This window comes from Streptomyces sp. NPDC048211, from assembly GCF_043202315.1.
Classification (GTDB): Bacteria; Actinomycetota; Actinomycetes; order Streptomycetales; family Streptomycetaceae; genus Streptomyces.
On sequence record NZ_JBIDAD010000013.1, the window covers coordinates 101,043 to 124,017 of the forward strand.

Consider the following 22,975-nt stretch of genomic DNA (forward strand, 5'->3'; position numbering starts at 1 on the left):
CCGTCACGGTGGCAGCGTGGGGTTCAGGGACGGCCCCGGACTCGGTTCAGGACTGGAGAGGGACATCCATGCGTGACGCGTACCACGAGGAACTCGACTCGATCGGCGAGGGACTGGTCGAGATGGCCCGGCTCGTCGGATCGGCGATCGGCCGGGCGACGACCTCCATGCTCGACGCCGATCTCAAGCTCGCGGAGACCGTGATCGCCGCGGACCAGAAGGTTGACGACCTCCAGCACGACCTGGAGGCCAGGGCCATCGCGCTGCTGGCCCGCCAGCAGCCGGTGGCGACCGATCTGCGGATCGTGGTCACCTCGCTGCGGATGAGCGCGGACCTGGAGCGCTCGGGCGACCTCGCCCAGCACGTGGCCAAGCTGGCCCGGCTGCGCTTCCCGCAGTCGGCGGTCCCGCACGACCTGCACGCCACCATCCTGGAGATGGGGCAGCTCGCCCAGCGCCTGATGGCCAAGGCGGCCGAGGTGATCATCACCAAGGACGTCGATCTGGCCCTCCAGCTGGAGCAGGACGACGACGAGATGGACCTGCTGCACCGCACGCTGTTCCAGCACCTGATGGACGACCGCTGGAAGCACGGCATCGAGACGGCCGTCGACGTGACGCTGCTCGGCCGCTACTACGAGCGGTTCGCGGACCACGCCGTCTCGGTGGCCAAGCGCGTCGTCTACCTGGTGACGGGCGAGCACGCGGACGAGCTCCAGCAGCCGACCCCGGTGGACGGCGCTTAGGGCCTTCCCGGACCCCGCGAGCCCGGCATGATCCGGACAACAGGCCCCAGGGGCCGCACGGGACGCGACGGGGATGCGCACATGCGTTCCTGCGCGTGTGCGCCGTTGATGCGCCCGCCGGGCTGGGCATGCAATGGGGTGGGGCGGCACGACTTGTCCGTACGCCCCGGCCGTGGGCCCCGCGCGGGCGTACGGCCCTGTCGTACACCTTGAGGAGGAACCATGGCCGATTCCCCCACGACCGAACCCCAGCAGGAGACACTCGCCGACCTGGCGCACCGCGGCGTCGTCGGCGCCTGCGGATGCGGATCGGGCTGCGGGTGCGGCTGCCAGTCCGGGGCGCCGTGCCAGTGCGGCGGCTGCTCCGGCTGACGGGCGCGCCACGGCAGAGGGCGCCCCACGCGGAACGGTCCGCGCGGGGCGCCCTCGCCCCCGGTCAGCCCGTCCGCTCCACGACGGGCCCGGGGCCGTCCGCGACGCGGGCCGGTCCGCTCTCCACCACGGTGGCGGGGACCGTCACGGCGCCGTGCTGCGGCAGGCTCCGCATGAGGAGCCAGTACCCGAACGCCGCCGCCGTGCCCAGGACCGCGCACGTCCCCCACAGCCAGCCGGCCCCGAAGTGGTCGATCACCACACCGGACATCAGGGGGGCGACGAGCGCCGCCGCCGACCAGGACAGGGTGTACATGCCCTGGTAGCGGCCCCGGCCGTGGGCCGGTGAGAGCTGGACGACCAGACCGTTCTGCACGGGCGCGTTGACGATCTCGGCGACGGTCCAGACGCAGATGGTCAGCGCGTAGACCGCGACCGATCCGGCGAAGGCCGTCAGCCCGAAGCCGTATCCGGCGAGCAGCGACGACACGATGAGCAGCCGGCGCGGGTCGCGGCTCTGGATGAACCGGGTGACCGGGATCTGGAGCACCACGATGAGGACGCCGTTGACGGCGACCGCCGTACCGAAGTCGGAGCTGCTGAACCCGTCCGCCCCCATGGCCACCGGCAGCCCCACGTACCCCTGCTGGAAGATCAGGGCGATCACGAACGACAGGCCCACCACGCCCATGAACCGCCCGTCGCGCAGCACGGTGCCGAGCCGTACGTCGTCGGCCGCGGCGGCGTCCGGCACCGCGGACACGGCCCTCTCCGGCCGGGACTCCGGCACCTTCATGAAGACGACGACCGCGCAGAACAGGGTCATCACCGCCTCGCCCACGAAGCCCGCGAGATAGCTGTACTCGGCGATGAACCCGGCCCCGGCGGACGAGACCGCGAACCCGAGGTTGATCGCCCAGTAGTTGAGCGAGAACGCCCGTACCCGGTCCTCGGCGGGGACGATGTCGGCGATCATCGCCTGGACCGCGGGCCGGGAGGCGTTGCTGGCCATGCCGACGACGAAGGCGACGGCGGCGATCGCCACCGGATGGACCATGAAGCCGAGCACCGCCACCGACACGGCGGTGGAGAGCTGCGCGACGAGCATCGTGGGCCGTCGGCCGAAACGGTCCGTCATCACCCCCGCCCCGAGCGAGGAGACGACCCCTCCGAGCCCGTGCAGGGCGGCGACCAGTCCGGCGTACGAGGCGGAGTAGCCCCGGTCCAGCGTCAGGTACAGGGCCATGAAGGTGGCGACGAACGCCCCGAGGCGGTTGACCAGGGTGCTGGTCCACAGCCACCAGAACTCCCTGGGGAGACCGGAGACCGTTTCACGGGCGGCCCGTCTGAGACCGGCGACAGGCATGTGGGTTCCCCCCGGGGACGTACGGATCGGAGACCGGCAGTAAGAGGCCCGCCAGCCGTCCGAACATTACAAATCCGGGATTCCGCCCTGCCACTCATTTGACGGCAGCCGTCAAATGGCACCGCCCCCTCCCCACCTGTCCGCCCTGTGGCCGGGCGCGCGCGGCCCGTACGGGTTCGATTACGCTCGGACCCATGGCCGACGCACCGTACAAGCTGATCCTCCTCCGCCACGGCGAGAGCGAATGGAACGCGAAGAACCTGTTCACCGGATGGGTGGACGTCAACCTCACCGAGAAGGGCGAGAAGGAGGCGGTCCGCGGCGGTGAGCTGCTCAAGGACGCCGGCCTGCTCCCCGATGTGCTGCACACCTCGCTCCAGAAGCGCGCGATCCGCACCGCCCAGCTCGCGCTGGAGTCCGCGGACCGCCACTGGATCCCCGTCCACCGCTCCTGGCGGCTGAACGAGCGCCACTACGGCGCCCTGCAGGGCAAGGACAAGGCGCAGACGCTCGCCGAGTTCGGCGAGGAGCAGTTCATGCTCTGGCGCCGCTCGTACGACACCCCGCCGCCCGCCCTGGAGGACGGCACCGAGTTCTCCCAGAGCGACGACCCGCGCTACGCGACGATCCCGCCGGAGCTGCGCCCGCGCACGGAGTGCCTGAAGGACGTCGTCGACCGCATGCTGCCGTACTGGTACGACGGCATCGTCCCGGACCTCCTTGCCGGAAAGACCGTCCTCATCGCCGCCCACGGCAACAGCCTCCGGGCCCTGGTCAAGCACCTCGACGGCGTCTCCGACGCCGACATCGCGGGCCTGAACATCCCGACGGGCATCCCGCTCGCGTACGAACTGGACGAGAACTTCCGCCCGTTGAAGCCGGGCGGCACCTACCTCGACCCGGACGCGGCGAAGGCCGCCATCGAGGCAGTGAAGAACCAGGGCAAGAAGAAGTAAGCAGGGCTGACGAAGCCCCCCACCTGCGGGTTTACCGCGTGGTGGGGGGCTTTTTGGTGGGCTGGGCCGTCTGTGGGCCGTCACGTGCTCAACGGGCCGTCAGACGCGTCGGCTCCAGCGGCGGATGCGGATGTCGAGGACGATCAGCAGTGCCACGGGGACAGCGATCTCTGCGGGGGCGTCAGCCCAGAGGGCGAGTGCGCCGCCAGCAGTGCCGATGAGCGCGAGCGGCAAGTCACGAGGACAGATGTCGACGGTGACACCTGTGCGTGGGACCATGAGGCCTCCATCTGTGGTCGGTTTCTGGCTAGGGATTCCGAGTGCGGAAATGGAAACGAATGCCGCCCATGCACGGGCGGCATTCGCATGTGTTGAGACTTTCGCACAGCTCGGCTTCACAGACAAACGTGCAGCTAGAAGCGGACTGTTACCGCGACAGTAGAAGAGTCGCTGGTTTGCTGCACGTCGACGCTGATTCATTTCACTGGATGAACGCCTTGTTGTACAGCTTGGACAGCTCGAACAACCCTCCCCAGGGAGAGCAACATCCCTGTTCAGGGAGGATTTTCGAGCGGTTCACCGCCTCCCAAGCTTCCTTTTCGATAAACGTCAAGCTTCCATCCATGGATGGAACTAAACCATCCATGGATGGACGGCGAGTTACCAAGCATAGATTCAAGCCGCGTGCTCATTTAGTGAGCTTCACTGGACTTCAGAGCTCAGTTTCTAGGCTCTGATCTTTCGTATGCGTGCTCGATTGCCTTGCGCGTGCGCGCCTGGCTCGACGGCATCAGGTGCGCGTATACCCGCAGCGTCAGGCCGGGGTCCGAGTGCCCGAGATACTCGGCGAGCGCCTTGATGTTCTCCCCAGCGTCCAGCAGCACGGACGCGTAGAAGTGCCGCATCGCGTGCATGCCGTTCTCGCGTGACTCGGCGTGCGCAGCGCCGGCCGCCGGGGCCGGGATGACTCCGGCCGAGGCAAGTGCTGGTTTCCACGCTTCCTCGTTCAGGGAGGTGCGCCAGACATGACCACCGCGTGGACCCATGAAGATGAGCCGCTTGGTCACCAGCGGTCCGCCCGCGACCTTCCACGGCAACGTGATCTCGGCCGGTGGGAACTGTTTCATGTGTGCCCGCAGTGCGTCGGCGACAGGGCCGGGGAGCGGTACGTCCCGCAGCTTGCCGCCCTTGGGTGGAGCGAAGACAGGTTTGCTGCGGCTCAGCTTGAGCTGCTGGACGACGTGCAGCGTGTCCGAGCGGAAGTCGATCGCGTCCACCGCGACGCCCAGTATCTCGCCTTGCCGGAGGCCGCAGCCGCCGCCCAGGTCGACCATCGCTTGATACCGCTCCGGCATGCCCGCACGCACAGCGAAAAGCCGTTCCGTCGTCCAAGGCGTCACGCGCTTCGTGTCCACGGTCGGCGGCCGCACCGAGCGGGCAGCGCAAGGGTTCCGAGGAAGGTGCCCGTCGTCCACGGCCGCGCTGAGAGCCGCCCTCACGTTGGAGTAGATCGTCCGGGCGTACGAGCCACGCACACCGTTCGCCTGGAGTTGCTGCACCCAATCGCGGATGTGCGCCGGCTGGAACGAACCGAGCGGACGCGTGCCGAGGTACGGGAACGCGTGCAGCCGGAGCTGCGACTCCATCGAGGCTTGGGTGTTGGGGTCCGCCCCTTGGGTGGACACCCAGTCCTCCGCGTACTGCTGGAAGGTGGTCCGGGCCGCGCGGGGATCGATGTACTGTCCCCGCGCCATGTCCGCTTCGGTATGGGCCAGCCACTGATCAGCGAGCCGCTTCTGTCGGTCCGGAAAGCTCTTCGACTTCTCCGTGCCGTCCGGCCCGACGTAGCGCGCGCGGTAGCGGGACCCCACTCCGTAGCGATCCGACTTCACCTTGCGGGGCTTACCGTCAGGACCGGTCACGGTCACGAACCAGCGGTCCTGAATGTGTCCGGCCATCAGGCAGCCGCCTCGCTCCGGCGGGAGTCGACCCAAGCCCGTACGTCGTCGGGGTCGAAGCGGAGGTGCCGGCCGACACGGAAGCCGCGGGGTCCGGTCCGCTTCCGGCGCCACTGGTAGACCGTCTCGACGCTGGGCAGCTCGAACATCTCGACCAGGTCGTCCGGCGTCAGATAGCGACTCGGCAGAGGAAGCGCCATGGTCACCACTCCCCCTCGTCGACCAGCTCCGCCATGGCTTCACGGGCGGTTTCGCGGTTGAGCTGGAGACCACGGGCGATGGTCGCGGCGAGGACGGATTCGCCGGGCGAGTGACCGTGGCCGGCGTACTGCCAGTCGGCCAGGACGAGCACGGTGTCCGGGACGCGGTCCTCCAGGCCGAGGGACTGCCGTTCCTGAGCAGCGCGGAAGTCGGCGCGGGCCTGGCGGAGCTCACCGAGGGTGGTCGAGTAGCGGCGAGACTTCGAGGAGAAGTGCCCGCGGAACCCGAGCATGTGCGCCCAGGCGCGCAGCCGACGTTCGGGGTAGAGCGGATCGAGGAGGTGACATGCAGCGATGAGACGGCGGGCGTGGTCGGGAACACCGTGGCGATCGAGCTCGGAGAGTTCACCAATGCGGCGGTCCAGAGTGCCGGTGTTCTCCGCCGCTTTGGTGGCGTACTTCGCGACGTAGGACGCCACAGCCTGCTCGGTGACATCGGAGCCGTCGCCGAAGGCAACGACCGGGCGGACGTCGAGTTGTGTGCCCCAGCGGAAGGTACGAGCGGGCTGATCATCGGCGGCGGGAGCGGACACCGAGGTGTAGTTGTGTCGAGCGGCTGCGCGTATTGAGTCGGTAAGCAGGTCGACGGTGGCCCAGGACGGAGGCGGGGTGCCGGGCCCGTCCGGCCCGTCGATCCGCATCACGGCGTGGAAGTGAATCGCGCCGCGCTTCTGGAACTCGGCAACCTTGCCGTACGAGAGCCGAACCGATTCCTTCAGCTCCACCTGCGTGAGTCCGGCGCGGGCGGCAATCTCCCGTCGGAGGCGAGTGGTGAACCGCATCCAGAGGTCACCGGCGTGGTTGTTGAACAGGACCGATCCGGCGTAGTCGTACGTCTCGGGGTCCAGGGCGGTACCGAGCTCGGGTGCGTCTGCCGAGTGCCGGCTACCGCAACGGCAAGCGCCACGTTCGGGACGGTTATGGACCGGGCCGAAGGACGGGGCGGTAAGGGTGGCGAAGACCCGGGGGTGATCCCGCACGCTGGCGGGGATATCGCGGCGGTCGTCTCCGGCCAGGCCCACGCGGATCAGGTGGTAGGTGTCTCCGGCGTACGTCCAGGCGCAAGAGGGGCAGCGGGAAGCGCGGCGGTTGCCGCAGGCGAGGCGGAGACGTCCGCCGGGCTCGGTCTCGGTCGAGTAGTGGTGAAGGGTCTCGCCGGTGGTCTTGTCCTTGGTGAGGGTCCAACCGGTCAGGTGGATCGGGTCGGAGCAGCCACCGGTGCGGCGGATCTGGTCCTCCCAGCGGTGGAACTCGGGGGCGGAGGCCACCCTCAGCAGGTCGCCGAGGGTGAGCCGGTCGAGCTGCGATTCAGGCATGTGCACTCCCCCGGCGGCGGGCGGTGCGGTCAGTCATGATGGTGCTTCCTTCCGGATCTGTGGTTCGGGCAGGAGCACGGCTTCCGGGCGGCGGATGCTTGGCGGTATCGAGGCCGCCCGGAAGCCGGTCAGCGGTGGTTCTGCGACGCCACGAGCGAGCGGATGACCAGGGCGCTGATGGCGAGCGACGCGGCGGTGACGGCGACCGCGAGGAGCATGGAGACCAGGACCGCGCCGACGACCAGCACCACGGCCGTGCCGCCACCGATGACGGCGACGACGGCACCGGGCGTGAGCTGAACCGTGGGACGTGCGGGAGCCGTAGGGGCCGGGGTCTGGTGGGGCATGGCGGGAACGTCGTTCCGGGCGGTGCCCGTGACGATTCCGGTCGGCAACGGGTTGGTGGGGATCCTCGGGCGGAGCATGGCGGTTCTCCCTTCGGTCGGGGCTACTTGACGGCGGTGTCGATCACGGGGGTCAGGAGGCTGTCGGCGAGGAGGTAGCCGCCGAGCAGCAGTACGAGCACGAGCCACCAGGGCGGGCGGATCAGCTTCACGCCGAGCCAGCCGACGGCGATCAGGGCGAGCCAGAGCGGTACGTCCATGGCGGGTCTCCTTCAGCGGACCTTGCAGCGGTGGGTTCGGGCGGCGAGCTGGGCGGCGGACCGGCTGCTGAAGTCGGACGACCAGCCGCAGCGATCGGCGGTGCACACGGCGGCGTGCTGGGTGCGGCCGTGCCGGTCGCGGTGGGCACCGATCTGCACCGGTCCGATCCGCATCACGGAGTGGAAGTGGTCGCGGGCGGGCATGGTGGATCTCCTCTCGGGTCAGGCGAGCTGAACGGCGATCGCGACGGCAAGTTGGGGCGGAACTCCGAGGCGGGCGCGGAGCGTGTCGGTGTCGATCGGTGAACCGGTACGCGCGCGGTGGTCGTCGGCGACCTTCCGGGCGTGGTCGACGAGCGCAGCCGGCACGGGCGGAGACGCGCCGGCGGGAGGCAGGACCGGAGACTCCTCGGCGGCAGGAATCGGCGCTGGTTCCAGCTCCGCGGTCTGTTCCTCGGTGACGAGCTCCGGCGCTGAGGAATCAGCCGTAGGCACCGCCGGAACGGGCGTGCGCTCCTCGACCGGGGTCTCTGTGTGGGCGAGGAGCGTCCCGCCGAGGAAGGCAAGCGCGGGCCATCCAGCGATGCCGAAGCGCAACCAGGCCGGAGGGTGCGCGAGATCGAGAAATCCGGCGGTGGCGACGTTGGCACCGAGCGAAGCGACGAGCGCGATCAGGAACCAGCTCCAGGCGAGCCGGGACGGGCCGTCCTTTCGTAGCCGCCGCCAGGCAGCGACCAGGAGCAGATCAACGCTGATCGGGTAGGCCCATGCCTTCCAGCCGTCCTGGCCCGCGGCGGCGGCGAGGTCGTGGAGGTGGGCGAAGGAGAGCGCGCCAGCGATCACGGCTTGGATCAGTACGGCGTCCACGCGCATGGAGGGACGGACCATCGGACTTCTCCTTTTCGGCATGGGACGGGTAGGGACTTGGCGCGGGAATGGTCACGCCGACCGGTGAGCGGAAGGTCAGGCGGTGGTGGGCGCGGCTTTGGTGAGCGGCGCGGTGGCCGAGGCCAGGGGTGCGATGGCAGGCCGGAAGGCCGCGAGGGCGGGCACATCCGGAGTGCGGTCGGCGTGCCGGTTGCAGATGTTCACGGCTTGGCGCAGTGAGGTGTGTGGTGCCCGGATGCGGGTCCATCCACCAGTCGAGTCACCCGAGACCGCGATGCCGGGGACGTCGGTGGGAATCTGGATCGCGGCAAGAACGGCGTCCGGAGCAATGTCTCCGAAGGCCATGTTGGCGCTGGACTCGTCGTTGACGCGGTGGGCGGTCCGACCGGTGAGTTGGGCGCGGAGCATCGTGATGCCCTTGCCGAGTTCGGATCCGAAGCGCTGGCCACAGATCTCCAGGTAGATCCCCGCGGCACGGCCGAGCTGGGCGAGGCGGACCAGAGCAGTGACGATCCTGTCGCGGCGCTTCTCCTCGTCCTTGGTGGCGAACAGCGCCAGCTCGGCAACCTCGTCGACCAGGACCACGACCGGAGTCGGGCGTATGTCGGCCGGCAGGTCCCAGATGTCGGCAGCTATGTCGGCATCCGGAACGTCGACGGTGATGCGCTGAGCGGAGCGGATGAGTTGGTAGACGTCCTCCATGTGCTGCACGAGCGCTTCGAGGAGTTCGAGGGCGGTGTCCGGGTTGTCGGCGAGGGCGGAGAAGCGCCGGGCGAGCGGAAAGAGCTCAACGCCCTGTTTGCAGTCGATCCCGACGAGCGCGACGTCGTGCGCCGCGAGGCCGGCGACCAGGTTGCGTTGGTAGACGGACTTCCCCGACTCGGTCGCACCGAGCGTCAGCCCGTGGGGCACAGCCCGGTAGTCGCGGTAGTGGACGGATCCGTCCTCGCCCAGTGCGACGGGGATACGCATTGGTGCGGGGCCGGTTTCGGCGGGCATCTGCACCCGCCGGAGGACGTCGTATCCCGTCATCCGTAACTCCACGATTCCCGAGCGAAGTTCGCGGGAGGTGACTCCGTACATCCCGAAGGAGTGCCGGAGGCGGTCGGTGGCCGAGGCAACATCGAAGGCATCCTGACCGGGACGGAGCTTGATCCGCAGGACCAGCCCGGTACGAGTAGGCCGGAGCCGAAGAATGCGCGGGGCCCTCGACTCAGGAACGGGGCGGTTTGTCATCCGGGCGAGGGAGAGACGCCAACGCGCGGGCGGAACGGTGAGCCCGCAGGCGTCCATGACCGAGGCGTATCGGACCGCTACCCGCAGCGCGGCAAGGGTGACTCCGAAGGTCATCCAGTACCAGGCGGGACGCCGCCACCGCAGGATCAGTGCGGTGACGACGACCAGCAGCAGCGTGACCAGGGACCCGGTCATGATCAGGCCGCCTTGGGCTTCTCGGCAGCGGCGACGAGCGAGGTGACCGCCACCGCACGAAAGGCGATGCCGTGTCGCTTCTGCCCGTTGAACTCGTTCTCCCACGGCCGGGCGATCAGTCCGGTGACGGCGACGGGCGTGCCCATCATCAGCTCACCGGAGATGCCCGGCTCGGGGACGGTGACCGAGAGGATCTCCACCTCCTCGTTGGCCGCGAACATCACGTCCACGGTCATGAGCTTCGCGCCGCTTTCGACGTCCACGGCGATCTCGCCGGTCCGGCGGTCCTTGACCTTGATCTGCGGGGGCTTGGCGACCATCACGGACGCGGCGGAGGTGTCGACGGGGATCGTACGCACAGAAGATCACTCCTATAGATGTGCTCGACTCAGCCACTCATGTACATGAGTAACATAAGAAGAGTGCACCACTCCTATACATGAGTCAACCCGCCGAGACGAAGAAGTCGCGGCGGGCTGCGTCGAGTTGAGCGCGCGTCAGTCGGAGGCGGGGATCCGGTAGCTGAAAACGAACTGGTCAGCGGCCATGAGCGTGTCGCACACCTCTACGACGCGATCCTCCGTCGTTCGTGCCTCGCGGATCAGGTGAACCACCGAAGCGCCAGGACTCAGGGCCAGTTCGGAGGCCTCAGCCTTGGTCGCCAGCCGGGCTTGCAGCGTCTCGACGAACTCCGCGAACTCGTGCCCATGGTCTTCGAGGCGGGCGTAGATGCCACCACCGCCGGGGTTCTTCGCGAACAGCTCGGGGATGTCCTTCGCGACGTCCCACGGGAGGTACGACGTGGCCGTCTCCACAGGAGTCTCGTTGCGGAAGTAGAGGCGACGCCGGGCGAGCACCTGAGTGCCGGCGGGGACGCCGAGCCGCTCCGCGATGTCGTTCGGTGCATCCGTCGGACCGATGTATAGAACGCTGACGCCAGCCTTGGCGCCGGACTGCTCCGACTCGGCGAGGTACGCGGCCTTGCCGCCCTGTCGGTGGGAGCGCTTGAAGCGGTCCGAGGACCGGTGCCGTACCGGGGGCCGAGCCTTCACCATGGACCCCTTGCCCTGGCGGGTCTCCACGAGGTCACTCGCGCGGACCTCCACCATGGCCTTGCGAATGGTGCCGCCCGAGACGCCGTAGCGCTCGACGAGCTCCGATTCACTGGGCACCATGTCACCGGGCTTGAGGATTCCGGCGCGGATCTGCTGAACGATCTCCTCGGCGATCTGCACGTACCGAGGTACGGACTTCCCACCTCCTACTGCTGTTTCCATAGTCCTTCTCTTCCTCCTATGCTCCTGTACATGAGTAACAGTGCGCAGGAAGGCACGTCAACGCCGCTCCACTCCGTGTCCGTAGCCGGAGTGGTCGTGCGTGAGGACGGACGACTCCTGGCAATCCGCCGCGCTGACAACGGCACTTGGGAGCTCCCCGGCGGCGTACTCGAACTCGACGAGGCCCCGGAGGCGGGCGTACAGCGCGAGGTCCTGGAGGAGACGGGCATCCACGTCGAAGTGGACGAGCTCACTGGGGTCTACAAGAACACCACGCGCGGCATCGTGGCTCTGGTCTTCCGATGCAAGCCCGCCGGCGGAAGCGAGCGGACGTCCAGCGAATCGACCGCGGTCGGCTGGCTCACGCCGGACGAGGTCACCGAGTGGATGGCCGAGGTCTACGCGGTCCGGCTGCTGGATGCTCTCGACGGGAACGGGCCACACGTGCGGAGCCATGACGGCAAGCGCCTGACGCCAGCGCGATAGAACTTTCTCTACTTCATCAAGGCGCCGCGCAAGCGCGGCGCGCGCCGCAGCCCCCGGCCGGGGGCTGCCTCTGTCTCCGCCCCGGCTGCCCCCGGCCGGGCGGCGGCGCACCGAGCGCGACACCAGCCCGAGAGAAACGGCCGTCACGGGGTGGGGAACCCCGTTGTGGCTGGGGCGGTCGGCTCCACGGCTTTAGCCACCTCCCCGGTTCGGGTCCCGCGTCGAGCAAGACCAGGGGGCCACTCGTTCAAATTCCGGGCAGGATCACAGCCTGCCCGAGTTGCCGGCCAGCGTACGGCCCCCTGATCATGCTCGACCCCAAACCGGGCAGGACACCGGCCAAACCCGCTCCGCCGACCTTTATGCTGTCTCCACCTGCACACAATTAAGGACCGCGCCCCCTTGTGCGGCCCCCCAAGCGTTAATCGCACTGAACAGACTGGATTGCGTCACATTGTGACAACCGAAAGCAGCCCGCAAGGCGCTTCCCACCGATTTCGAACTTGCTTGCCCGCCAACCTTTCGAAGCATTGCCGCTGTGGCAGATAGAAGGTCGTGGCCAGAGCAGTACCTGAAAGGGTCGGATACGGATGGGATGTGCTTTCGCAACTCTAGTAGTAGGTTCTCTTGAGAGATGGTGGCGTTGGGGGACCTCTGTAGGGCTACTTCGGTAACTTTCTCGAGATCCACTTCAATATTTTCTGTGATCACTAGATGGGTGGGGAATTCTCGCAAATGCAGTTCCCATCTCGAACGTTCAGAGAGGAATCGGAGGACGCCGACAGTCAACGCAACCTTTTCTGCTGTCTGGATCAGAATTTGAGCCGAATCCTTCGGTATCAGGTTGCGTAGCCTGTCCCGTTTGGAATTGTTTATGACGAGGCCGACGACATTTTGTGTTACAGCGTATGCCGTTGAATCTATGTCATATGAGTCTGTGTAAAATACATGGGGCTTGATGATACGGGGGTAGAGTAAATCCGCCCAGTCCAGGTCAAGTGTCACGCCGATTCCAGGTATCCCCTGCTCCTCGGCAATTTCGGCCGCGCCCAATGCTACGGTTTTCCCGCCGCTTGGAAGCGTCTCGCAGACGTCTGGATTAATGTGCGGATCGATCAATCCGCAGTCATTATCTCCTTCAACAAAGATGAATTTCTTATTACTTACTCCCCGCAGGATCAGCAAATGCGAAAATAGGTCATCTGCGGTTAGGAGTTCTCTCACTTCGACTCCTCCGTAGAAGCACTCAGTTGCTCAGCTCTCGACCACCACTTATGAATGATTTGAGGAGAGTGGGTTGCCACAATAAAGCGAAGTGAGGCTGTTTTGGAAATGTTGGCAAGGTCATTCATGAACTCTTGTTGCCAGGCAACATGGAGCGAGATTTCTGGCTCATCAATCAGAACCAAGGCTCCGCGATTTACATTGAAAAGCAATTCATAGGTAAGGACGAGTTCGTGCTGTTCTCCAGACGAAAGGCTAGATACAGGGATGCTTTGACCGAAGTCGCTGCGAACTTCGAAGCCCTCCCGGCTGAGCTTCAACTTTTTGTACTCTAGGCGCGAGTTCATGATCTTCATAAACAGTTCTGCCCGCTCCAAGAAGTTCAAAAGATTGGCCAACTTGTCCTCGGAGTCGTCGAGGTAGGTCCATAGGACTAGCCGTTCCCAGTCTTTTAGCTCCCGATTTGGTAGTGGAAGATCTGTGGATGATTGTTCCAATAGGGCAATTTCTGCCAGCCTTGCACGCAATTCGCTTTGCTGAGCATACCGAGCCCGAATTGCGTCTTCCGTGGCTTCGGTAGGGGCTTCGCCGGAGGACAGCAATTTTCTCGGGAAGGTTCTGTCCCGTTCCTGCGATGTTCTCGAATTTTGCGCCAGCACGTCACTCATCTGTTGGGAAAAGTTTTGAGAGAATGCCTCGACAGTTGCCTTGGATGCCTTGTCTACTCCGCGGGTTGTTTTAGTTCGAGGAGGCTCTCGAAGCAATCGCTGCGTCTCGATTAGGTGAGACTCGAGATTCTCTAGGAAGGACTGGATTTCGTCGGGCAATTGGTAGGGGCGAACTTCAGGCGGGAGGAGACTGCCATACCGGTCCAAGAGTTGGTCTCGCGACAAAACGTCGCCGTGTGCGATATCGTGCCATTCGTTGATTGCGATCCGATTGACTGGTACATCCGACTCGATAAGCCTTAGGGCCCTTGAGATCGGGGCACCCGATGACCGAACCTTGCCCATGCTCCACTTTACTTGGCTCCCCGATGCCGGTGAAAGAGTCACCGAGAGATCTTGAACGGAATTTTCAATATCGCTATCAAAAAGAGCTCGTTGCCCTTCTCTGGCCAAGGTGAGGCTTGAGCGATCCTCAAAAGTCAGGGTTAGCGAGTCGAAAGGAGTCTGCATGATTTCCAGTAGTCGACCGTTGAAAGTTGCATTAATCAACTCCAAAAGCCTCGTCTTACCGATTCCGTTGGGGCCGTAAAGAATGACAAATTCTTGATCCGGGGCAAACTTTACAGTGTGTTTGAAGCGGCCCAGCAATCCTTCAACTTCAGCTCTAATGAGTTTCATGAAATTCCCTTCGGTTAAGACGCAGAGGATTCGATCTGAATCTTTGCACAGGTTCCGTGTGCTCGAGGGGAGATTTCAACTTCGGGGCGGTGGCCGTACGAAGCCCAGCCGCAGGCGCTGCTCCGCTCAAATCCGCGAGACGCGATGTGCGGTCTCCAAGATTGTGGCCCACGGAAGCTGTCGATCTGATGGGCCCCGACGCGGTTCTTCCAGTGGCCAGACGTTAGTCCCGTACATCAGTTCCACGCCTGTCCTCCCCAACATCTCGATGTGCCGCTCCCACGCTGGGTGCCGCGCATGTGCCGCGTTGATCCGAGGGAACACCACAACCGGGACGTCGATGGTGCCCAGCGCTTCGCTCACTTGAGTAAGGGCTTGGTCGTCAGCGATGCCCATCGCGAGCTTGGCGACGTAGTTCGCGCTCGCCGGGGCGACGACGTAGCAGTCGGCAACAGGGTGTGGGCGCGGCTCAGTTGGCAGGCGAGGCGAATCTCGCACCGGCAGGCCGGTCAGTGTCTCCAGGCGCTCCAGCTCGCCGTTCGCCCGCAGCCATCGGCCGGCATTCGGCGTGAGGGTCACCGCTACCTGCCAGCCAAGGGCGATGGCTGGCTCCACCAGTCCGGTGCGTAGCTGCTCGACTCCATCGGCTGCTGTGCCCACGACCCCCAGTACTCCGCGACTGCCTGCACTCAAGGTTGCACCACCCCGTATTGGTCTATCCCCAGGCCGAGTAGTACAGCAGAGAAGTACCGCAACCACAGCGACTATCAGCAACCGTTGTCAGTCCCCAGCCTCCGCGTGGACGGGCTCACAGCCCTCAGCGACCGTCACGCCGGTAGTTCGCATCGAGAGGGTCAGCTCGTGCCAGAACCGTGCCAGAACGAGCGGTCAGCCACGGTCAGTCGAGGGCCGTGAGGGGGCACGCGCCCGTCCGCAGGGGCCGCACCGCCACAGGCCTGCTGACCTGGAACGACCAATCGGAGGGCGGCGCCAGGCTTACAAAGCAGTCGTCCTTGGCAGACCGCTGACGCTACAAGTTGGTTGTTCCACTTACGACTAGTAGGCCCGGATGGTTGGATGCGTGCTCCAGGCAGGTGCCGCACCTGCGGGGAGGGGAGCATCATGAGTACGCCCAAGGTGCTGACAGTCACGCTTGAGTTCGAGATGGGCGATCGAAAGATCCATGCCCCGCGAGTCAAGGCGGCCTATGAGGCCGCGGTGAGTGCCGCGATCGATGCCGCGAAGAATGAGCTGCTCGACGGCAGCGTGAACACTGTTCGAAGCCGCATGACTTGGGACTATCGATGGGCTGAGACGTCCGCCCAGTACACAGATGTCGATGTTGAGTGGTCCGATGAGGATGAAGAAGAGCCCGAAGAGTGAGGCAGCCTTCCGGTCGCGCTTAGCGACTGACATCCCCGCCTGACATCAACGGTGATGGATAACCCCGGTTGCTATCGGGCGTGAGAGTCCTGGGTGAGGCTGCCCGGCTGCACGCGCTCGCGGCACATAGTCGGGCTGGCATAGCGCAACGAGGAGGAGAGCCCCGGTTCTTTGCCAGGGTTCTCCTCCCGGTGTAGTGGGGAGTCTGTCTTAGCCGCCACCGTTCCGCCGCTACTTCCTCAGGTTCGGTAGGGCTCGCTCTTCGCCGGGAGATGGCCGCGGCTGATCGCAACGCGCAGCACGTCCCTCAGGGCGCCAGTGAGGTCGTGGCCCAGGCGGCGCAGATCGTTCAGGTTCGCGTCCCTGTCGTCGAGTGCCCCCAAGGCGTCTGCCAGCAGATCAGCCGCCGTGCGGAGCTGGACTGCTTCGATGTTGTCCGCCAGGCGGGACATGTAGCCGTGCGGGTCGTCTGTGCTCAGGTAGCAGGGCTTGCCCTCCGGGCCCGACCACGGGAGAAGCCGCAGTTCGTTCGGTGCTGTCATCCGTGGGTCAGCCTCTCGTCGAGCACGTGGTGGGCGGTGAAAACGGCGTCGATGCGGTCTCCCGGGAAAGCAAGGAGTGCAGCTTCGGTAACGCGTCCGGTGGCGTCGGTGGCGATGCGGGTGATCGCGAGAACGGCCATGGTGTTTCCGATCCGGAGGGCCGACGCTTCGTCTGGGGTTGGAGAGCGGGCGGAGACCGTCTCTCGGATAGTGGCCGGCGACGGGCCGAGGACCGCGAATCTCGTGGCTGCCTCCTGGCCCACGGAGTCGTCGTCGAGGGCTCCAGCCGGAGCCAGGTCGCGCGGGATGTAGATGCGGGCCAGGCCGTGTGGCGAGCCTTGTTCGAGGCTGAGGCAGGTGTACTCCGCGAGAGGGCTGCCCATTGGCACCTTCAGCAACATCGTCAGGTGCACGGAGGCCGGAACCGTGGTGCTGCGAACCGTGATGCGCAGCGTTGGCTCAGCGGCGGTCCAGGGGTCCAGCGTGCCCCAGCCGCCGACGTACATGATTTTGCGGCGTGGGTGACGGACGTAGTTGCCCTTGCCGTGGATCTTCTCGACGAGTCCTTCGCCCTGGAGCACGGCGAGAGCACGTCGCAGGGTCACCGTGCTGACTCTGTACCGAGCGGCGAGGCCGGCTTCGGATGGGAAGCGTTCGCCAGGTTTGATACTGCCCGTCGTGATCTGGTGGCGTAGGTCGTCGGCGATGTCGTTATGGCGTCGGGGCACGGAGCGGGTCACCGCCTTCTCAGCAGTCGTAGGGCGGTGAGCCGGGTGCGGGCGTGTATGGCCAGCAGTTCGCCTGACTCGAAGACCAGTTGTTTGGCCCCTTGGGGGAGCTGGAAGAGGTCGCTCACTCGGCAGGCTTGACCGCCGAGTTGGATGATGTCGCCGCGCTGCACGGTGGCCGCAGTGACCTCGACGGTGGAGACCAACGCGCCGCCGGAGGCTGGTGTCCTCATGCCATAGCCTTCACGTGCACGGGCGGGTCGGGGGCCGAGTGGCACGGGCAGATGCACTCCTCGTAGGTCACCGGTACGTCCTCCGTCGCCGCAGGCGGGGACGGCTCGGTGCAGGAGTGGTGCGTGCCGATCCGGCAGGCGATCGCGCGGTAGGGGACGGGAGGGGGCATCAGCGAACCCCCGCGAGGGCCGACCAGGCATCGGCCGGGAGACGAGGCGCGACGAGCACCGCTCGCGTCCGTACACGCTCTTCCCACGCCAGCAGGTACGGGCGGACAAGCGCGACGTCCTCACCTCTCAGGGGGCGACGGTGGACCGCGCCGGCCGAAGCCTGGCTCAGGACGACGGTCGCGACGTCAGCCGACGCAGCGGAGGTAGAAGCGGCCAGCGGCCGAGAGGGCGGTAAGGGGCGGCGATGCCGGCCCTTGGAGAAGTACCGCTCTCTGGTGAGCGAGGCGGCACGGCGGATACGGTTGAGCATGCTGTTCAGCTCCTATCGCTGATAGCCCGGTCCCCCGACATCGCCCGTCGTGGGGACCGTTTTGCGTACGACCGCCCATAAGGTGCGGCCGTTCAAGCTGGTGGCCAGAAGCCCGAATCGATCGGCATCGGCCACCACGTCCAGGACCTCCCGCCATGCCTCGGCGGAGAGCGTTTCCGGCACTTCCGCCTCGACCGTCGTGAACCGGATGTGCTCCTCCACGCGCGTGGGGAGCCCGACGGCGGACAGCCGGGCGGCGATGGCCGCCGCACTCACTCCCGAAGCGGACACAGCAAGCCCCCGTCACCAGCGATCACTTTCAGTGAAGCTAGTGGACTAGATTTTCCATATGTCTGAGCAACCGCCGTATCTCCGCATCGCTGACGAACTCCGGCAGCGCATCGCGGAGCACGTCTGGGAACCGGGGGACCGCCTCCCCTCCCGCGCGCAGATCGGCCAGGAGTGCGGGGTCGGCGAGAACGTGGTGCGCCGGGCACAGGAGTTGCTGATCTCCCAGGGAGTGTTGGAAGGCCGGGCCGGATCGGGCACGTACGTCGCCGAAGCCCGGCAACGGGTTCGAGTCGTGCGGTCGTCCGCACGCGAACAGCCCACGGGGTCCCCGTTCCGCCAGGACATGAAGGCTCTCGGCAGGCAGAGCGACTGGGAGAGCCGAACCGAGGCGAAGGCGCCGGCCCCGGCGGAGATCGCCGCGCGGCTGGGGATCGCCGAGGGCGAGTTGTGCGTGCGGACGACGTACGAGTTCCTGGCTGACGGCAGGCCGGTGCAGCTGTCGACGAGTTGGGAGCCATACGACCTCACTGCCGGCACACTCGTCGTTCTCCCCGAAGGAGGACCGCACGCCGGGGCAGGTGTCGTAAACCGCATGGCCGTCATCGGAGTGACCGTCAGCCATGCGGTGGAGCAGCCAGAGCCACGGCAGGCGACCGCCGAGGAGGCATCGCTACTCGGCATCCAAAAGGCCGCGCTCGTGACGCACATCCGGCGGACGTACTACAGCGACCAGGGCCGTCCCGTAGAGACAGCGGACATCGTGGTGCCCGCAGCGCACTGCGAGATCGTCTACGAGATCCCGATCAGTCGCTGACGGCTCGGCCCCAGCAGCTATGAAAGCGGCCCTCAGCCGTGCCCCCCGCGTGCCCCTTCCGTGCCCGACAGAGCGGGAAACCAGGGGGAAGAGCGGTGACCGGCAGGGAGCGGGCATGGCGACGGCCCCTGACCATACGTACTGGTCAGGGGCCGTTCACCTGCGGTGGGTGTGGGATTTGAACCCACGGTCACATCGCTGCGACGACGGTTTTCAAGACCGTGCAGTCGACTCAGGGTGGAGCCTCGCTGACCTGCACACAGAGCCTGCACACCCGGCTATGCGTCTCTCCCGGCCCGCACATGCCCCACAGCCAGGCTGGGTAGACGCCGGGATCCTCCAGCGTGCTGTTCACCTGCGCTGATCTTTCGCCGATATCCATGCCCTGATCAAGGTTGCCCTTCGCCATGGACACGCACCTTGACACTCCCCGCACTTCGCCTACGGAGCGGTGGCCGCAGGCAGGTATCGGACAACTGCCGGAATTTGTACAGCACCTCACACTAGAAACGCTAGGCTATCTGCAAGCACGAGAGGGAGCGAAATGAATAGCCCTGAGGAAGACTTGCAAGACTTCATCCCGAGCACGGAGGCGGAAACAGAAGAAGACGTCGAATTGACGCGCGAGCAAATTGACGCTGTAGCCAAGCTCGAAAGTCTGGGCTATAAGAAAATTGGCCACTATAGCGACGGCGGGGTGCGATTTGGCACCAAAATCCCAACCGGATCATCTCGGATATTTGACGTAGGGGCAGAGCATCTGCAATTCGCCTCATTGAATGCAGAGAACTACTGCGAACATTCGGAATATAAAGGAATTACAAGCCGCGACGGCACCTATGCAGAGTTTATGATCAATTACGCCAGTTCGCGCACTCCCGCTGGTCGCGCAGTAGAGCAGTACAATTGGAAGCATCAAGCCCCCGACTGCGATCACGTATTCGATCCGTGGACCATTCGGTCAGGCACAAGGGAGTACACAACAGGTTTCCATATCAGGTCACCAAAAAAGGACGCCTGCATCGAATTGTCCGAGATAAGCCCTGTCAGCCATTTTGCAACTCCTACGGGGAGTACGTGGTGGCCAGCGGACTACACGGAATATACACTCAAAGTGTGGGTTACCTCGTCAGGTACTACGGAAGCCAACACTAGGCAAGCTCAGCAGATAGCTCATAATATCCTGTTTGAAATGGACGCCAAAGAGGGGGGCCAGTTCAGCCTGATCTCGCAGGGGCCAGTGCGAGTGGACGTCCACCGGACACAAAGATCAACTGATCCGCATTCTATTGCGTTCCCGTCAACCATCGTCCCTCGAGAGGTCGCCGCACTATTCTCTTTTGCGGGAGAAGCGTTCGAGAATCCGCCATTCGCCTTCCTCTCTTACTATCAGGTCCTTGAGTACTACATGCCCCTGGTCTCACGCCGAGACGCCCTGAGGCAAGTTCGCCGAGAGATCCGCGACCTTTCATTTGACGTTTCCAATGATGCGAGCGTACTTCGCGTCTTGAACACTGCCGAAAGAGCAAAGGGTGTAAGCGAGGAAGAGGCACTGAAAATCTTGGTGCGAGATTGTGCGCGCGCCGATCGATTGGCTGAATTCTTTCAACTCTCAGAAATGGCGCAGCACTTTTCGAAAAAGGGCCCTATTGCGGGGGTGCCAGCAATCAACGTCAATTCAACATCAGAGACATTGGCGACGCAGACCGCGCGCAGAATCTACGCCTTGCGAAATAGGATCGTGCACGCAAAGGACGATCCACGCTACATCTCCACTCCTCAGCTCCTACCTCGAAGCGCTGAAGCTAACTCTCTCGGGCCAGATATCCGCCTTGCGCGGTTCTTGGCGCTTGAGGCAGTCACCGACAATCAAGATTGAACGGGGGTGAAGTCCACGGCAGCCGGCTCGGGACTCAACGGGATGAAACCGCGCCCCACCCCACTCGGCGCAAGCCCGGACAGCGACGGACGAACGTATCCAGAATGTTCGTGGACGAGCAGAGCTGTAAAGCATGTCTGGGCTCGGCAACGCAGTCGCGCGCCTTGCTCTGCAAAATCCCTTGCAACTGGCGGCACTTCCATAGAAACGGATGAAGAGCCCGTGCCAGAGAAGGAAGCGGCCATCCGTGCCGTGGCGCAGCTCGCTGACCACGTGCATTGGGTGCGAGCGTGGCCCGAGAATCCAACTTGGCACGACCAGCTCCGCCGATGGACCCACCCCGAGTTCTACCGATTCGATCGGACCGCCACCCCACCAAAACCATGGGTTGATCGTCCAGCCGGGGCTCACGAGCGGACAGGTTGGCGCATCCGAGCGGGATACGTGTGATCCAAGCTGGCTTTTGAGGTCGAGTACGTGGTCTGTGATTTGTGCGGGATCGGCTGGGTTGAGTCGCCTCTCTCCTATGAGGGGTACAAGCGCTGCGGACTCGCCTCAGCTGCTCTCCGGTCTCTACGTCGGGCCCACCCGGGATTGGAGTGGCACACAGGCGGTGGGCACTTCCGCGAATCCGTACCCTTCTGGGACGCCGTTGGCATAGACGTACCCGGGGGCTACAGCCAGCAGGATAGGTGCCTCCACGTGGAACCATGGCAAGCGTGAGCCGGCCCCTGAAGCGGTGCCCGCGCGCCTCAGGTTGGGCCGTCTCTGGGCCGTCCGAGGTTGCTCAACAACACCCGATGACAACGAACGGCGACCGCTCACCCCGAGCCGATCAGCTTCCCCACCTGCAAAAACCCTGGTCGCCGAGATCTACCGCAAGACCCAGGGCAAGAAGAAGTAAGTCCCCTGATCATGCCCCCGACCCGCGCACACAGCGCGGGGCGGGGGCATTTTCACGGCCTGGGCCCCCTGCGGGCCTCAGTGCGGCGCAGCCTGCGGCGGCCGGCGGGCCTGCCCGAGTGCCTTCCGGGCCCGGTCGGGGCCGCCGGGCATGAGGTGCGCGTGCACCTTCGGAGTCGGCCCGGGGGCGCGGGGCCCGAGGCACTCGCTCAGGACGGGTCCGCGTGGAGCACCAGCATGATGTGCTCGTGCTCGCCGTACCGGACCGTCCCGGTACGCCGGAAGCCGTGCTTCTCCAGCAGTCGCACCGAGCCGGTGTTGCCGACGAAGGGGTCGGCGTGCAGGGGGCGGGCCTTCTCCCTCTCCAGGAACAGCGCCAGTGCCCGCGTGCCGATCCCCCGGCCCCAGTACTGCCTGCCGAGCCAGTAGCCGATGAAGCGCCGCTCCTCGTCCCACCACGCCACCGCGTTGCCCGCCAGTTCTCCGTCGACGGTGATGGCCTGCACGAAGTTGGCGGGATCCCCGAGGACCTTCGTCGTCCAGTGGGTCATGAAGGCATCCCGTTCCCGGGGTGGGAAGTTCGACCGCCGCACGGCCTCGGGATCGTGCTCCTGCGCGAAGAACTCCTCCAGATCATCCGGTTCGACGTCTCTCAACCGCACCTGATCACTCATGCCGACGGAGTCTGGCACCAGCCACTGACAGTCCCGGGGCCGAAGAAGCCCCCTGCCCGCGGATGTTCCGCGGGCAGGGGGCTCGTTGCTCCACCGGGGTGCGCCGAGAGGATCAGGTGCGGCGGTGGCTCCGGTAGTAGCCGCCTACCTGCTCGTGGTAGCCCGCGTCACCGACATGCTTGTCCTTGTCGAATTCGGGGGAATTCTTGATCTGGTCCTTGGTCAGGTCGACGAAGACCTTCCGCTGGTCCGGATCGACGGTGAGTACCGTGCCCGCCGGCAGCAGGACGTGCTTTCCGAAGATCCAGACTCCGGTATCCACCACGAGATAGGAGGAGTTGACTTCGTCCGAGTGCTTGTCGACCGTTCCGATACTTCCGTCGGTGGCCTCGACCTTGTAGCCGATCAGGTCGGCGCCCGCGGTGTGGCCGGCGGCCGGCTGATAGCCCCAGATGTTGTCACTCATGGAAAACAGCTCCTTCATCGAGATTCTGCACTCCTCCACCGAATGTCCGGTGGCGGTGTGTTGGCGCCGGCTGAAAGGCCGGCACCCTCTCGGAAAATCGCCTGCCCGGCATCGCGGCCCCTACACATGTCCGCGGCGCACAGAGGCGCCGGAACCGCGGTGACCTGCGGCTCGGGCCCGGCGCCGGGCCAGCGTCCTCAACCGCTTCCGGACGTGGTCCAATTCCACGGAACCGTGCCATAACGCGGGGTGGGCCACGACACAAATGTGGGGGCCCCCCCCCGGTATTGAACCGGGCATTGTAAAATCTCACACCGGTACCCCGCCCGCCCGTGCCCGCCCCCGGCTTCG

30 protein-coding genes are annotated in these 22,975 nt (G+C 65.3%); 7 read left to right on the top strand and 23 right to left on the bottom strand.

Annotated elements, in window-relative coordinates:
• The first annotated feature begins 68 nt into the window (after positions 1 to 68).
• Positions 69 to 746 carry a phosphate signaling complex protein PhoU gene (gene phoU, locus ACGFZA_RS35195; RefSeq protein ID WP_385289055.1) on the top strand — a complete coding sequence of 226 codons (678 nt, stop codon included), beginning with the start codon at positions 69 to 71 and terminating at the stop codon, positions 744 to 746.
• Positions 747 to 968: 222 nt separating this feature from the next.
• The gene (locus ACGFZA_RS35200) at positions 969 to 1,118 is read left to right on the top strand and encodes a hypothetical protein (protein WP_393684531.1); all 150 of its coding nucleotides are present in this window, start codon (positions 969 to 971) and stop codon (positions 1,116 to 1,118) included.
• 64 nt (positions 1,119 to 1,182) lie between these two features.
• Here ACGFZA_RS35200 and ACGFZA_RS35205 read toward each other — a convergent pair whose 3' ends face one another.
• Positions 1,183 to 2,484 carry an MDR family MFS transporter gene (locus tag ACGFZA_RS35205; protein WP_385289060.1) on the bottom strand — a complete coding sequence of 434 codons (1,302 nt, stop codon included), beginning with the start codon at positions 2,482 to 2,484 and terminating at the stop codon, positions 1,183 to 1,185.
• A gap of 194 nt (positions 2,485 to 2,678) precedes the next feature.
• Between ACGFZA_RS35205 and ACGFZA_RS35210 the strand changes: the two genes are divergently transcribed.
• Complete coding sequence (locus ACGFZA_RS35210) at positions 2,679 to 3,440, top strand: phosphoglyceromutase (RefSeq protein ID WP_385289063.1); 762 nt, start codon at positions 2,679 to 2,681, stop codon at positions 3,438 to 3,440.
• 99 nt (positions 3,441 to 3,539) lie between these two features.
• Here ACGFZA_RS35210 and ACGFZA_RS35215 read toward each other — a convergent pair whose 3' ends face one another.
• From ACGFZA_RS35215 to ACGFZA_RS35265, 11 genes are all read right to left on the bottom strand, one after another.
• A complete protein-coding gene (locus tag ACGFZA_RS35215) occupies positions 3,540 to 3,719 on the bottom strand; it encodes a hypothetical protein (RefSeq protein WP_393684533.1) in 180 nt (59 codons plus the stop codon).
• Between the two features lie 440 nt (positions 3,720 to 4,159).
• The gene (locus ACGFZA_RS35220) at positions 4,160 to 5,398 is read right to left on the bottom strand and encodes a tyrosine-type recombinase/integrase (protein WP_393684535.1); all 1,239 of its coding nucleotides are present in this window, start codon (positions 5,396 to 5,398) and stop codon (positions 4,160 to 4,162) included.
• Positions 5,398 to 5,598, bottom strand: a complete 201-nt coding sequence (locus tag ACGFZA_RS35225; protein WP_030636111.1) for an AlpA family transcriptional regulator — start codon at positions 5,596 to 5,598, stop codon at positions 5,398 to 5,400. The genes ACGFZA_RS35220 and ACGFZA_RS35225 overlap by 1 nt, the downstream gene beginning before the upstream one ends.
• A gap of 2 nt (positions 5,599 to 5,600) precedes the next feature.
• The gene (gene repSA / locus ACGFZA_RS35230) at positions 5,601 to 6,974 is read right to left on the bottom strand and encodes a replication initiator protein RepSA (protein WP_393684538.1); all 1,374 of its coding nucleotides are present in this window, start codon (positions 6,972 to 6,974) and stop codon (positions 5,601 to 5,603) included.
• Between the two features lie 128 nt (positions 6,975 to 7,102).
• The gene (locus ACGFZA_RS35235) at positions 7,103 to 7,399 is read right to left on the bottom strand and encodes a SpdD-like protein (protein ID WP_393684540.1); all 297 of its coding nucleotides are present in this window, start codon (positions 7,397 to 7,399) and stop codon (positions 7,103 to 7,105) included.
• Between the two features lie 23 nt (positions 7,400 to 7,422).
• The gene (locus tag ACGFZA_RS35240; protein ID WP_014047489.1) at positions 7,423 to 7,578 is read right to left on the bottom strand and encodes a hypothetical protein; all 156 of its coding nucleotides are present in this window, start codon (positions 7,576 to 7,578) and stop codon (positions 7,423 to 7,425) included.
• 12 nt (positions 7,579 to 7,590) lie between these two features.
• On the bottom strand, positions 7,591 to 7,782 hold the full coding sequence (locus tag ACGFZA_RS35245) for a mobile element transfer protein (protein ID WP_393684543.1): 192 nt from the start codon (positions 7,780 to 7,782) through the stop codon (positions 7,591 to 7,593).
• 18 nt (positions 7,783 to 7,800) lie between these two features.
• On the bottom strand, positions 7,801 to 8,466 hold the full coding sequence (locus ACGFZA_RS35250; protein WP_393684545.1) for a DUF2637 domain-containing protein: 666 nt from the start codon (positions 8,464 to 8,466) through the stop codon (positions 7,801 to 7,803).
• A 75-nt stretch (positions 8,467 to 8,541) separates the two neighbouring features.
• A complete protein-coding gene (locus tag ACGFZA_RS35255; RefSeq protein WP_393684547.1) occupies positions 8,542 to 9,897 on the bottom strand; it encodes an FtsK/SpoIIIE domain-containing protein in 1,356 nt (451 codons plus the stop codon).
• Positions 9,898 to 9,899: 2 nt separating this feature from the next.
• Positions 9,900 to 10,256 carry a hypothetical protein gene (locus ACGFZA_RS35260; protein WP_030636120.1) on the bottom strand — a complete coding sequence of 119 codons (357 nt, stop codon included), beginning with the start codon at positions 10,254 to 10,256 and terminating at the stop codon, positions 9,900 to 9,902.
• 138 nt (positions 10,257 to 10,394) lie between these two features.
• Positions 10,395 to 11,174, bottom strand: coding sequence for a GntR family transcriptional regulator (locus tag ACGFZA_RS35265; protein WP_103511814.1), 780 nt, complete (start codon positions 11,172 to 11,174; stop codon positions 10,395 to 10,397).
• A gap of 18 nt (positions 11,175 to 11,192) precedes the next feature.
• Between ACGFZA_RS35265 and ACGFZA_RS35270 the strand changes: the two genes are divergently transcribed.
• Complete coding sequence (locus tag ACGFZA_RS35270; protein WP_393684550.1) at positions 11,193 to 11,660, top strand: NUDIX hydrolase; 468 nt, start codon at positions 11,193 to 11,195, stop codon at positions 11,658 to 11,660.
• Between the two features lie 360 nt (positions 11,661 to 12,020).
• Here the strand turns inward: ACGFZA_RS35270 and ACGFZA_RS35275 are convergent, their stop codons facing one another.
• The 3 genes from ACGFZA_RS35275 to ACGFZA_RS35285 all read right to left on the bottom strand — a co-directional run bounded on the left by ACGFZA_RS35275 (position 12,021) and on the right by ACGFZA_RS35285 (position 14,890).
• On the bottom strand, positions 12,021 to 12,884 hold the full coding sequence (locus ACGFZA_RS35275; protein WP_393684552.1) for a hypothetical protein: 864 nt from the start codon (positions 12,882 to 12,884) through the stop codon (positions 12,021 to 12,023).
• Entirely contained in the window at positions 12,881 to 14,230 is a 1,350-nt protein-coding gene (locus ACGFZA_RS35280; RefSeq protein ID WP_393684554.1) for an AAA family ATPase, read from the bottom strand. Before ACGFZA_RS35280 ends, ACGFZA_RS35275 begins: the two co-directional genes overlap by 4 nt.
• Positions 14,231 to 14,356: 126 nt before the next feature.
• Positions 14,357 to 14,890, bottom strand: a complete 534-nt coding sequence (locus ACGFZA_RS35285) for a flavoprotein (RefSeq protein ID WP_393684556.1) — start codon at positions 14,888 to 14,890, stop codon at positions 14,357 to 14,359.
• 462 nt (positions 14,891 to 15,352) lie between these two features.
• Here ACGFZA_RS35285 and ACGFZA_RS35290 point away from each other — a divergent pair, with 462 nt between their 5' ends.
• Entirely contained in the window at positions 15,353 to 15,613 is a 261-nt protein-coding gene (locus ACGFZA_RS35290) for a hypothetical protein (protein ID WP_210991740.1), read from the top strand.
• Positions 15,614 to 15,852: 239 nt separating this feature from the next.
• Here ACGFZA_RS35290 and ACGFZA_RS35295 read toward each other — a convergent pair whose 3' ends face one another.
• The 5 genes from ACGFZA_RS35295 to ACGFZA_RS35315 form a co-directional block, all read right to left on the bottom strand.
• On the bottom strand, positions 15,853 to 16,155 hold the full coding sequence (locus ACGFZA_RS35295) for a hypothetical protein (protein WP_210991741.1): 303 nt from the start codon (positions 16,153 to 16,155) through the stop codon (positions 15,853 to 15,855).
• Positions 16,152 to 16,895: a GntR family transcriptional regulator gene (locus ACGFZA_RS35300; protein WP_393684559.1), complete on the bottom strand. Its 744-nt coding sequence runs from the start codon at positions 16,893 to 16,895 to the stop codon at positions 16,152 to 16,154. The genes ACGFZA_RS35295 and ACGFZA_RS35300 overlap by 4 nt, the downstream gene beginning before the upstream one ends.
• Complete coding sequence (locus tag ACGFZA_RS35305; protein WP_393684561.1) at positions 16,892 to 17,116, bottom strand: hypothetical protein; 225 nt, start codon at positions 17,114 to 17,116, stop codon at positions 16,892 to 16,894. The genes ACGFZA_RS35300 and ACGFZA_RS35305 overlap by 4 nt, the downstream gene beginning before the upstream one ends.
• A gap of 169 nt (positions 17,117 to 17,285) precedes the next feature.
• Positions 17,286 to 17,597 (bottom strand): hypothetical protein, encoded by a 312-nt coding sequence (locus ACGFZA_RS35310; RefSeq protein WP_393684563.1) that lies wholly within the window; start codon positions 17,595 to 17,597, stop codon positions 17,286 to 17,288.
• Between the two features lie 12 nt (positions 17,598 to 17,609).
• Positions 17,610 to 17,888 carry a hypothetical protein gene (locus ACGFZA_RS35315; RefSeq protein ID WP_393684565.1) on the bottom strand — a complete coding sequence of 93 codons (279 nt, stop codon included), beginning with the start codon at positions 17,886 to 17,888 and terminating at the stop codon, positions 17,610 to 17,612.
• Positions 17,889 to 17,946: 58 nt separating this feature from the next.
• On the opposite strand from ACGFZA_RS35315, the gene ACGFZA_RS35320 reads away from it, so the two are divergent.
• Positions 17,947 to 18,702 carry a GntR family transcriptional regulator gene (locus ACGFZA_RS35320; RefSeq protein ID WP_393684567.1) on the top strand — a complete coding sequence of 252 codons (756 nt, stop codon included), beginning with the start codon at positions 17,947 to 17,949 and terminating at the stop codon, positions 18,700 to 18,702.
• Between the two features lie 232 nt (positions 18,703 to 18,934).
• Here ACGFZA_RS35320 and ACGFZA_RS35325 read toward each other — a convergent pair whose 3' ends face one another.
• Entirely contained in the window at positions 18,935 to 19,111 is a 177-nt protein-coding gene (locus ACGFZA_RS35325) for a hypothetical protein (RefSeq protein ID WP_393684569.1), read from the bottom strand.
• 135 nt (positions 19,112 to 19,246) lie between these two features.
• Between ACGFZA_RS35325 and ACGFZA_RS35330 the strand changes: the two genes are divergently transcribed.
• The gene (locus ACGFZA_RS35330; RefSeq protein ID WP_393684571.1) at positions 19,247 to 20,581 is read left to right on the top strand and encodes a hypothetical protein; all 1,335 of its coding nucleotides are present in this window, start codon (positions 19,247 to 19,249) and stop codon (positions 20,579 to 20,581) included.
• Between the two features lie 1,112 nt (positions 20,582 to 21,693).
• On the opposite strand, the gene ACGFZA_RS35335 is transcribed toward ACGFZA_RS35330, so the two are convergent.
• Together ACGFZA_RS35335 and ACGFZA_RS35340 are read right to left on the bottom strand one after the other, a co-directional pair.
• Positions 21,694 to 22,158, bottom strand: coding sequence for a GNAT family N-acetyltransferase (locus ACGFZA_RS35335; RefSeq protein ID WP_393684573.1), 465 nt, complete (start codon positions 22,156 to 22,158; stop codon positions 21,694 to 21,696).
• A gap of 112 nt (positions 22,159 to 22,270) precedes the next feature.
• Entirely contained in the window at positions 22,271 to 22,624 is a 354-nt protein-coding gene (locus ACGFZA_RS35340) for a PRC-barrel domain-containing protein (protein ID WP_385289069.1), read from the bottom strand.
• Positions 22,625 to 22,975 lie beyond the last annotated feature (351 nt).